The organism is Parashewanella curva (assembly GCF_003675895.1).
In the GTDB taxonomy this organism is placed as follows: domain Bacteria; phylum Pseudomonadota; class Gammaproteobacteria; order Enterobacterales; family Shewanellaceae; genus Parashewanella; species Parashewanella curva.
Genome location: NZ_ML014762.1, coordinates 15,565 through 27,752, shown reverse-complemented (window position 1 = coordinate 27,752; position 12,188 = coordinate 15,565). Strand labels below are relative to the sequence as shown.

Below are 12,188 nucleotides of genomic sequence, written 5' to 3'. Positions count from 1 at the left end.
TTGCCTTCCTTTTTTATAAAGGCTCTAGAGCAATAGCAACCGCAGAATTTTCTTCGTAAGCCTTGATAAATTTCGTTGCAAGCTCAGACTTATCTAAAAATAAAGTAAGATGTTTTGAAAGAACTGGCTCATAAATCCTGTATATAGAAGAAGCCTTTGTTCCCTGTGAATAAAAGGTTACCAATGAACTAGCTTGCTCTCTAACGACCGATATCGAAACCTCTTTCCCTTCTGGAGTCACATCTTTTGTTTCTAGGCAAACTTGAGCTTTTTCAAGCTTTCCTTTTTGCGTCTCCGGATAATATCGGTAATGAAAAAATAAATGAACGTCTTGCAGGGGACTTTGATTGGTTACTTTGCTGTCAATAAAAGCTTTTGCTTGTGGGGTATTACCAAAAAATAAAATTAATCTATCCCTAGTTGGTATGTTTTTACTGCACATAATTCCATGATATTCACCTTTACAAAAATAGAATACATTTCCTTCCTCTTTTGAAGAATAAACCTGATAGATGTGAGTTAGACCTGCAGATGTTTTAAAACAGGTTTGTTTGAGCAAAGCGCAATTACCAAGACTTTTTTTCTTATTCGAAGGGAAAAAAAATGCGTAATCCACATTTATTGTTAATTGCTCAAACATAACTTAAGTCTCTAAAGGGACTAGCTAGGAACACGATCAAAGTCTTCGATATACTTCACAACCTCCCAATGACCATTTTCTGTCGCCAACCGAATTGGGGTAGCCCCCTGATTATCTTTTGTTTTGTAAGGAACGTCTTGGTTCAATATAAATTTAACGCATTTTATATGTCCATGATACGCAGCCACATGGAGCGGAGTTTTACCTGTGTCAGAACTAATTAATAAGTTAGCATTTCCCCTTTTCACCAACCATCGTAAACCTTGTTCACTCCCTCTCATGGCAGCATAACTTGCTGCTGTCGCCCCAACAGAGCATTGCATATTAACAATTCTTGGAATACTCCTACCCAAACACTCCAAGGCTCCTTGGTTGTCAAAAATGGCGGCAATATGTAAAGGGGTGAAACCAGTATCTGGCAACCTTAAATTTTTATCAGTTATATAGCGCAATAGTCTTTGGCAGCATTCAGCATTAGCATAGGCAGCGGCTTTATGTAATAAAAAAAATCCATCAGAACGGTCGACTAATTTACCAAGGTTTAAACTCTTAGGTAAATTGCCACTTGAAAGAAGAGCATTTAGTTCTAATTCATCGGCATGCTCAATGGCACTCCATATCTGATGAGTAAGAGTGTCTTCACTTGATTCTTCTCTTAATAAAGATGAAATGGTGATATCACTTCCAATATCTGTATTCGTATAACTTTTTAATAATTTTGCTATTCCTGTTTGGCCTGCTGAGAGAGCAAACTTAATAAAAGCAGGAGTATTAAATCTCATTTCAACGGTGGCACAAAGCTCCTCAACGATTTCTTTACGCCCTTCTCTCACAGCACAATGCAGCGGAGTGTATCCAAAGCTATCCGTTTGGTTTATTGTACTGTGATCACTTGCAAGTAACTTTTTCATACACTCAACATGACCATTTCTAGCTGCAAAGTGTAATGGTAAACGTCCACATTTATCAGTAATAAGACTATCGGCTTTTTTTGCAAGCAAAAGCTCCAATGAAGCTACCTGACCACATTTAGCGGCATAACTTAACGCAGTTTTCCCTCTTTCATTTTTTTTATTGGGGTTTGCACTGGCATTAAGTAATGCATTAACCATGGTGGCGTCGTAATAACCTGCAGCAACCATCAGCAATGTATCGCCATTTTTCATCGGAGCATCGATATTTATTGGTCTCTCCAACATTTCTTGTATTCCGTCATGATTCATATTTTCGAACATTTCTATAAATCGAGAAAAATTTGGAATACGCACACGGTTCAAAAATTCAAAAGCCATGGCTATTGAAGTACCGTTTGGCAATGATAGTATTAATTGATTAGGAAAGTGTCTAATGGTATACAATTTACATAATCGCGGCGAGTGTTCGAGAGGGCACTGCTCAATTAAGTCCTTATAAGCTTGTTCTCGTAATTGAATATCACTCGGATTGGTGATGTATCTTTGAAAAAAGCCAAAACGTATTGGCTGAATTTCAAAGTTTCTGGGGGTTTGGCAAACATAAAATAGAGAAAGTTCCCGATTATGTTCATCACTCCTAGTAACGATAAGAAGCTCTTGGCCAGCCTGACGAGCGACCCTCGTCACTTGCTTTGCATTTAAAAGGTTTGGGACTTGGTTTTCGTCTACAGATTGACCGGTATGATCTACATATATTGCCATTGACTTACCTCCCTAAACATAAGTGATTTCTAATTGTTTACTCGTTAGTGAAGAGCAAGATGAGGAAGTTATTTGCACTCTTTGGGCGAGATTATCACTAAAAACTTAAGCTCCAAAAAGCATTTGGTTATATTTTATGGATACAAACTAAAACGCCACAGCGAATCGGCTGTGGCGCTTTGTTTAATTACAAATTATTAAAGCTTGTCAAAATCATCGACATGAATCGCTTCTAATCTTAACTCATCAGCTTTTTTAAGTTGCTTAAACTCAGCTTCAGAAATTACACCTTTTTCCTGCGCCGACTCAAATAAAGCCATACCTCGAACTTTACGTTCTAAAGTGCCCGTTTTCTGTGCAGAAGATATTTTTGCCATGATGTCACGACACTCATATTGTGCGATGAAGGCATTCTCAACTTCCGCAATACCACTGTTATCCCCTTCAAATACACGACTTAAGAAGGTCAATCGCTCTCTAGCTGGTGACGGTTTGCTCATGGATTCTGCAAGTTTAATGGCTAAATCATCCGCTGGCTTATCGAAATGATTTCCAAGTGGGAAAATCAAACCTCTCAAAATCCACGCAATTGGACGATTAGGGAAGTTAGCAATCGCTTCTTGTAGAGCCTTAGCCGCTATGTGTAAACGCTCTTGCATCACATAGTGCACTAAAGGAAGTTCATCTTGCTGATGACCATTATCCTCAAAATGTTTTAAAGTAGCAGAGCCTAAATACAGCTGGCTCAATACATCCCCAAGCCTTGCTGAAAGCATTTCTTTGCGCTTTAGATCTCCACCAAGGATTAACATAGCAATATCACTCATAAAAGCTAATGCCGAAGAAAGTCGAGTCATGTCTTTATAGTATTGCTGGGTCTCACCTGCTACCGGCGCAGAAGCAAAGCTACTGCGTGAAAGCGCATGTCCTAAACTGCTAAATGCATTTCGACAAGCATATCCAATATGTCCCATTAGCAAGCGGTCAAAGCGATCTAATGCTGCTTTTTGGTCTTCCATTTGTGCGGTTTCCATTTCAGGCAGCACATATGGATGGCATCGAGTAGCACCTTGGCCGAAAATCATCAAAGAACGAGTTAAAATATTCGCACCTTCAACGGTTATCGAGATTGGAATTCCCATGTAACCATGACCGAGATAATTCTTTTTACCTAGCTGAATACCCTTACCTGACTGAATATCCATCGCATCATTCATCACATCACGACCTAATTCTGTCATGTGATATTTAGCGATTGCCGTTATGACCGAAGGTTTAACTTTTAAATCAAGGCCAGTTGTCGTAAGACGTCTTGCCGCTTCAAGTTGATAAGTGTTAGAAATAATGCGAGCCATTGCTTCTTGCACACCCTCAAACCGACCAATGGATAAACCAAACTGCTTACGAACATAACTATATGCCGTTGTGGTTTGAGTAGTAACATGCCCAGAAGCGGTTGCAAGTGCAGGTAATGAAATTCCGCGTCCTGCAGATAAACATTCCACCAGCATGCGCCAGCCTTTGCCCGCATATTGAGGACCACCGATAATCCAATCTAAAGGAATGAAAACATCTTCGCCATGCGTTGTACCATTCATAAACGCTAAGTTCATTGGGTTATGGCGGCGTCCAATATTCACTCCTTCATGACTTGTTGGTATTAACGCGCAAGTGATCCCTAAATCAATGGTATCTCCAAGTAATTTATCTGGATCTCGCATTTGAAACGCTAAGCCTAGAACCGTAGCAACCGGAGCAAGTGTGATATATCGCTTGTTCCAAGTTAAGGATAAACCAAGCACCTCTTCGCCTTCGAACTCTCGACGACAAACAATACCAGTGTCAGGAATGCCACCAGCATCACTGCCAGCTTCAGGTCCTGTTAGTGCAAAACATGGAATTTCTTCACCATTTGCTAAGCGAGGCAGCCAATAATCTCTTTGCTCATTGGTACCGTAATGGGTAAGCAACTCACCTGGACCTAATGAGTTTGGCACCATTACTGTTACTGCAGCACTTATGCTTCTTGTGGCTAATTGAGCAACAATAGTTGAATTAGCAAAAGCCGAGAACTCTTTACCACCGTATTTTTTCGGAATGATTAATGAAAAGAAGCCTTGAGACTTCAAGTAATCCCATAACTCAGGTGGAAGATCTTTGCGATGATGGACGATATCGTAATCATCCATCATGGTCATCGCGGTTTTCACCTGATTATCAATAAAATCTTTTTCTTCTTCCGTAAGGGTTGGTTGACCATAACCATGGAGTTTATTCCAATCTGGTTTACCTCGGAATAATTCACCTTCCCACCAAACATCCCCTGCTTCCATTGCCTCACGTTCTGTATCTGAAAGTGGTGGCAACACGCGTTTAAAAAATGCAAACGCAGGACGAGTGATGAGACGCATTCGAATGCTGTGGACACCAAAAACAATGGCAACAGCAATTAAGAGTAAAACAACAATGCTCATAACAACAAAACCTAAATTAGTTTAGAAAATGGTCTCTAAAGGGTTATTTTAAATACTCTTTATGAGTTAGTTACGCCTGAAGCCATATAAGGGATCAGTTTTCGGATCACAGTTTCAATGTCGTTGTGTTCCTCAAAATCAGCCGCAGCAATTTCCATCAAAGCATCCGATGAAGCCATAGTGAAAACCACAGTGCCTAATGTAAAATGCAATTTCCAAAACATATCTGAATCAGGAATATCTGGAACGCAGCTTTTTACAGCATCAATAAAGATTGAAAGGGAATCTCCATAATGGGTAGTAAAAAACCAACGTAAATGGCCTTGGCTTTCAATATAACCACGACTGATCAATTGTAAAAAATTACTCGTACCATAAGGATGTATGCGTTTTAACTCTAGTAATGGATTTACTAAGCTAGAAAATACATCCTCCAAGCTACTTTCATCAGGTAATTGCTCTAATGAAGCAACTGCCGCAGGCATGAAAACATCGAGGTATCTCGCTAATACAGCACGTATCAATTCTTTTTTGGAACCAAAATGATAGTTAACTGAAGCTAAATTTACTTCTGCTTTGCTGGTGATTAAACGTAATGATGTTTCAGAAAACCCGCGTTCTGCAAATAGCTTTTCTGCAGCATTGAGAATTTTGGTTTTTGTGCCTTTCACTGACGCCATACCATTCACTCACAACTCAAATTCAAACAGTTGTTTAAAATTATCGTTTAAGGGTATAAATGTCAAATAGAAAGCGCTATTTTTTTAATGATTCCAGAAAACCTTGAAACGCTTGAAGTAATTCAGATTTATCGACTCTCTCCGCAAGTTCCATAGGAGTAAAACCCGATTTGTTTTTTTGCATCAAAAAGTCTTTTAACATATTAGGTTTTAAATTGCTGATTAAGACTGACCACGTTTCTAATTGATCTGTCTCAGGTGTTTTGTCAAAGCGAAGTAATAGATGCAATAGATTTTCATTACTAGAAGACGTCGATTTTTCTACCCTTGCTTTGTGCTCGAATAAAAGTCGAAGTTGGTTATGCTTACCGCGAATCACAGCGACATCGACAGCCGTATAGTTTAATTCGAAATCTCGGATGTTGATGTTGCTGGTAACTAAACTGTGATTCAACGTTTCTTGAAATACGGTAATCTCATAGTCACACCAAAGAAGTCTTTGAAGCCTTGCTACTTGTTTTCTTACCTCTGCTTTAACTGAATTTTTTGAAGAATCATCAACGATTGGGCGATGTTCCAGAAAAATATCTAGTACATGACCCTTTTGAAAATGTTGAAAATGTATTGCCTCCATGATTAGTGTTCTACCATCACTATTTGTGAGGCTGTAAAATCTGTGATCCTGACAATACAGTTTAGCGAGTTCAACTTTATTATTCATTGCAGCCTGATGCATAATCGTATTTTTGGTCACCTGTGTTGGAAATAGTAGATTTGCACCATGACGCTCAAAAATTGGCAAACAATCATATCGCTCTTGATAAACAGCAATGTGCACAGAAGCTTGCCCTGTTACCCCCTTGTATAAATTGAGGTATTTTGATTCATTTTCTGTACTTTCAAGCCAAGCGGATAACTGAGCTACATCTGATTTATCTTGTAAAAGTTGAAACCACTCTTCAGCTTTTTTGCTTTCTTCACTAGAAAATGTCACCTCGGAAATTTTTTGCTGTGGCGGTGTATTCCATTTGAACAACAGCCTATGCCCTATAACTGCAGGATGAGTTAAAAGTATTTTTAATTGCCAAAACTCAATACTCAAAGGGTTACGAGAACCTACGAATTGCTCAAATGCCGTTTTACCATTTTTATTTTTATGTCCAGGAATTGCACCAGCATTTAATAAGAAAGCAACAAACTCTAGTGAGTGACCCACAACATAAAACAGAAGCGTGCAGCCATTTTCGTCAGGTTTATTGACTTTTATTTTTGCTGTTTGGATCAAAAATTTTAATCCATCTACACCTATCGTTCCAAGAAAAAGCTCAAAATTGAACTTGGAATAAAACTGGCCTTCTGCAAAGAAAAAACGGACTCTGTCTATCTTTAATAGGTACTCACAATGCTGATATTCTTTTCTTGATAAATAAATTAACAACAATTGCACCCAATCAGGTGTTCCAAGATATTTTTTTGAAACTCTTACATCTACTAACTGATGAACAAGCTCAGTATCCTCATATAAACGGAATAAGACTTTTTCTTTAAGAGGCATTTCAAGTAATAGCTCTTGTTGCAATAACCAAACAACTTCTTCAATTAACTTGTTGTTGTGTAAGAATTTTATTATTTTATATTGCTCACCTAAGTTAAATTCATCGGTTTTCATTCTCGCAAGAAGCATAGAAGCAGCTCCACGCTTGCCCCTGAATAATGCGCTATATAAAGGCGGATGATTATTATGATTGTATACATACAAGCATTTACGCGCTTCAGCTGAAGGTTTAGATTGCTCCTTACTCCCCAACTGATAATCTAATAAATACTCTAGAACGGGAAGACACTCCTCATCACGAATCGCAAGGTGTATCGCAGATAAACACTCATTGGGTGTTGCACTAAGGTTTGAAAGATCAGACTCTTTTGGAACCAAACATTTCACACATTTTAATTGGTGCGATAATACCGCATACCCCAATGCTCTATATTTAATACAGTCGGCAGTTACACCAATCTTATTAATGCACGGATAAAGAATTTCGGTCATTTCTGCATCCGTCATCACTGCGATGTAACATATTGGCAAATGGTCAATAGCGGCACTAGTATCAGTGCCAAAGTTAGGGTGTTGAGTAATAATTTTTTTAGTAATATCTAGGCTCTTAGACCAAACTGCGGCCTCTAATGTCAAAGCAGATACAGCGACAAGACCATATTTAGTGAGTGACTCAAAAACAAATTGATCATTACATAATGCAGCATACTCTAGAGGGTGATCTTGATGAGTTTCAAAAAGCTGCTTTAAAACAGGAGAGGCCGTTGTACTTTCTTTATCAAGTACAACTTTATTCACCGCTTTAAAATTGTCTTTGACCAACTCTTGAGTCTTAAGAGTGGTTTCAGTTTGGGGAGGGGGTAATAGTAAAATTAATGCTGTTAGTACTTCATGTTTATGGGGTTGCTCTTCGCTATCTTGCCTAAATATAAACTCCAACATTAACCCAACAATATCTCGATCTCCTTTTTCACATGCGATAGAGAAGGCACTTTTTCCATTTGAATCTTTTGCTAAGCAATTAATTCCCTCTGCAGTATTTTGTACTTGCACTGATAGTAGGGATTTCATTAATTGAGCGTTTCGCTTACCCACAGCTAAATGAATCGGTTGAGCTTCGTCACTAGCGCAAGCTAAGCTAGGATTAGCACCATTAGTCATCAGAAACTCAACAACATCATGTTTTTCTTCACTGATAGCAATATGAAGTGCAGTAAAACGTTCCTCATTATTTGTTGGTGCATTGATATCATATCCAGACTTTATCAGACGCTTAACCACCTCTACATGACCATTTTTACAGGCAAGATGTAAACCATTAAGTCCATTTGAATCACAAAGACTATCGTCAACCTCTACCTTGGAGCATAGCGTTTTTACCGATGTTAAATTTCCAGCGCTGCACTCATCGAGAAACTTTTGATGTAACTCTTCGATTGGGGTGTTATCGCTACCACCTGCCACAAGTGTTCTAAAAATAGAGGCAACCATACTTATTACCAAGTAATAATCTATTTACTTCACTTTATAATATTGTTGCTGAATAGATGCTTTTAAATAGCAAAATGAAGTCGTTACAGGGTGTTATGTTCGTGATACTTGAAGATGCAATTTTCAGGGCTTTTTATCCATTTATCTTATCTGATCCAATTCAACATATCCTGGCTCTTCAATTTTTGAATATGTAACACTTGGTTCAGTCACTTTGGGAGCGACAAACTGCTGGAATAATTCTGTTAACAAGGTGACTTGCAAGTGTTGGGCTAATTCAATGGGATTCTTTCCCTTAGCATCCTTCTGGCTAAGCATCTTCATTACAATAGGCGCAGGAATATGCTCAATAAGCACACTCCATACTTTGTTACAATCTTCAGTATCACTGTAAACACTCGAGCATAAGAGGTGGAAAACATTGTGTCTGCAATTTGGCACTAACGCTTTGTAATCCGCACCAGAAACAAGTAAACAACGCACGTGCTGCTCACGTTTTCGAACAACAGCCACTTCTAACGGGTTATATTCACGACAGGATAATCGTTGGTTAACAAGGGCTTTGTATTTGCTTTGTGATAAATAATCTTGAAGTACATAAAGCTCATAATCACACCAAATAACTCGAGTTAAATCAGATAAATTTGATAAACTTTCCGTTTGAGTGCCTTTCCCAAAAGACTGCCCTCTCGGCCTAAATTTTCTCAGCCTAAGTAAAATATCAAAAACACCATTCAACTTATAATGATGCTCTTTTATCGCAACATCATACGCACCTTCACTATCGATGTTTTTTATCCAATATAACGGCTGAAATTTAGCTAAATATGTTACAGCCTCAACATCATCAACCCTTACAGCTAAATGCATTGCCGTTTGTTTAGTGATTTGAGTTTGCCTTAAAGGGTCAACTCCTCTTTCAATTAATAATGGGATTAAGTCTATGCGCTTTAAATGAATCACATAATGTATCGTTGTCCAACCTGTGACCCAAAAATAACGGTTCAGATAATGGCGGGCATTAGGGTGTTCATCTAACCAAGACTTCACATATTCTTTCGAAGGAGTATGGCTTAAGAACGCAAACCACTCTCGTTGCTCTTTTCTTAACATCTCTGACAGATGCGTCATTGGATCAGCTGGTTGATTTGCTATTTCTTTATTAAATTCACCTAAAAATGCATTTAGTGCAACAGGCTTATTAATGAGTACATCTAACTCATCAAGATGTGTATTATCATCAAAAAAAAGCTCTGACTTTGGCAGTACCGTATATAATCCTGCTGTACCATTAGCTTGCCGTTTTAGTATCACTCCGACACTTAATATAAAGGCTGTAATTTCAAGTGATGTTTCGAAAGCATACTCTATTGTTTCTTTTCCATTTCTATCCGCTTGATCCACTCGAAAACCATGTTCTAATAGTAACAGCAGCAAGTCTAAGCTCATGTTACTGAATAATTTTTGATAATACTTTGTTATTTCAGCAGACGATACAAACTTTGCAATACTTTCGATTTCTAACATTTTTTTACAGCATTCTAGCTTTAGATTCGAACAAAAAACCATAAAGCAATAAATCAACTCTGATGCGTTTAAAAATGGCCTGATTTTTTGGATTTGAATCAGGTACGCAAACATTTCAGGCGAATCTTGGCACAGCTCCAGTATTTTCCAACTTGAGGTTGCCTTAGAAAAATCAATGTACTTCATCAAAGACCGAAGAGCTGAAATATTCTTTGCCGATATAACAGCATTCAATAAGCTATTGCGACTGCACTTCAATTGCCTTGATAGAATTGCTTCTTCTAATTTGGACACTAAATCATTTTTTAAATAGTATTGAGCTAATAAATTCGCGTCATCAACCTCAAGTTGTTTTAGTGGAATCCTAGCCAATAAAAATCCAACTGCATTATGATGTTCTGAAATTAAAGCGATATTCAGTGGTGTTCTTCCCTGTGGATCTTTTTTGCAAAGCAAACGAATCATTGGACTTTCTAATGAAGGTAATAACTTTGAAGTAAATTGCAGAATAATGCTCAAAGCCATAACATCATTTCTTAACACAGCATAGTGAATCGCTGGCATCGAATGCGCCAAATCTGCACCAGCAACAAAGGAGCAATCCTGCCCGTCTTGCAGCAAAAAAGTCAGAAGTTGATAATCGCGCAGCATTATAGCCAATCCTATAGCATTTAAGTTTTGATCCCTAAATGCAGGTTCAGCTACCCTCAAGTTTGAATGCTCTGTTAACACTTTTACTACATCTGCACTGGTAAAAAATCCTATTGTTTGTAGAGAAAACGGCTTTATTACAACGCTTATTTCTGTTGCTGCTTGCGGATTGTGTTGGAGTAAGACTTTAAGGATTTCCGTGCTTTCAAACCAAATAGCCAGCTCACAATACGAAAGAGCATTTTTAGCGTCTTTCAGCGGTTCATTGTGCAGCGACATCAGATGCTGAAAGACCAGAAAATCATCATAGATGACTGCGAGTTGCATGCAAAATACTGAATTTCGATTGTGCAGATTAGGTAAGATTAATTCATGTCGTTTAAGTGTTTCTTTGAAGTATTCATTATGCTTAACCAACATAGTATTGAGAGCTTGCCCTGCTCTTCTGCATTTACACTGCGAAGCCATAGAGTCTGGATTAGGCAACAGTAACAATAAACTTTGTATAATTTGTGGAGCGTATGATCTCTTATGCTCTGTTGAAAAGTGCTCTAACATTAAAAACACAATAGGCCGCATTTGCCTTTCGCACACTAATTCAAATGCACTTTGCGGATATGCTTTACTGATAAAAAAAGGGTCTACTCCCTTTTCAAGCAACATCCTAACGATTTTAGGTTCTTCGACTTCAATCGCTAAGCGTAAAGCATCACCACCGTTGAGTGCGCAATTTTTCGTTACGTCAGCATCATTCTTCAGTAGTAATTGTACAAGCTCTTGTTTTTTGCAACGTATCGCAATATGCAGCGAGGTTTCTTTAAGTACATTACTGGTCGGATAGTCAATATCAATACCTTTTTGGAGCAAAAATTCTGCCACCTTTACGTGGCCATTCATGCAAGCTAGGTGTAAACCATTGAAGCCGTTTTCATCAGTTGTGGCAGCCAAATCATCTATGCCATCTATACACTGTGACAATTGATGGGTATCACCAGTGGTGCACGCGTATAAGAAATGAATTTTAGGATTTTCAGAAATCGTAAATTCACTCGATGCCAGTTGAACACATTGAACACTCATAGTTTTTGAATGTAAGTGTATTTTGTTAACTATACGGCTATTTTGCTGAACAATTACTTATCCAACTTTTTATGAATTTCATCCGCTTCAATTGTTACAACTAAGACTCTTAGATAAACTATACTCGTGATACCTGAAGATGCAGGATTTCAGCGAGCTTGAATTGCCATTTAGGCAAGGCGCTTACCCGCAGAAATAGCCATCCTATTTTTAGGGGAAGCAACGCAGCATAAATGGCAATTCAATTCGCACTTCGTGGGCTGTTCAGCATCGCATTATTCTTTGTTATGAAAGCTTGAATTAGTCCACTAGTTCTGCACTTTCACGCCTCGAATAATGCGATGCTGAACTAGCCCTGAAAGTTGCATCTTCAAATATCACGAGTATAAGCGAAAATAAAAATGAGGAATCTCA

Annotated in this window: 6 protein-coding genes; all 6 read right to left on the bottom strand. The window is 38.2% G+C overall.

Annotated elements, in window-relative coordinates; genetic code table 11:
- Positions 1-13 precede the first annotated feature (13 nt).
- The 6 genes from D5018_RS05815 to D5018_RS05790 all read right to left on the bottom strand — a co-directional run bounded on the left by D5018_RS05815 (position 14) and on the right by D5018_RS05790 (position 11,774).
- Positions 14-640: a hypothetical protein gene (locus tag D5018_RS05815; protein WP_121838067.1), complete on the bottom strand. Its 627-nt coding sequence runs from the start codon at positions 638-640 to the stop codon at positions 14-16.
- Between the two features lie 20 nt (positions 641-660).
- Positions 661-2,316 (bottom strand): ankyrin repeat domain-containing protein, encoded by a 1,656-nt coding sequence (locus tag D5018_RS05810; protein WP_121838066.1) that lies wholly within the window; start codon positions 2,314-2,316, stop codon positions 661-663.
- Between the two features lie 197 nt (positions 2,317-2,513).
- Positions 2,514-4,790, bottom strand: a complete 2,277-nt coding sequence (locus tag D5018_RS05805) for an acyl-CoA dehydrogenase (RefSeq protein ID WP_121838065.1) — start codon at positions 4,788-4,790, stop codon at positions 2,514-2,516.
- A gap of 59 nt (positions 4,791-4,849) precedes the next feature.
- Complete coding sequence (psrA, locus tag D5018_RS05800) at positions 4,850-5,470, bottom strand: TetR family transcriptional repressor PsrA (protein WP_121838118.1); 621 nt, start codon at positions 5,468-5,470, stop codon at positions 4,850-4,852.
- Positions 5,471-5,546: 76 nt separating this feature from the next.
- Positions 5,547-8,516, bottom strand: a complete 2,970-nt coding sequence (locus tag D5018_RS05795) for an ankyrin repeat domain-containing protein (RefSeq protein ID WP_121838064.1) — start codon at positions 8,514-8,516, stop codon at positions 5,547-5,549.
- 141 nt (positions 8,517-8,657) lie between these two features.
- The gene (locus D5018_RS05790) at positions 8,658-11,774 is read right to left on the bottom strand and encodes an ankyrin repeat domain-containing protein (RefSeq protein ID WP_121838063.1); all 3,117 of its coding nucleotides are present in this window, start codon (positions 11,772-11,774) and stop codon (positions 8,658-8,660) included.
- Positions 11,775-12,188 lie beyond the last annotated feature (414 nt).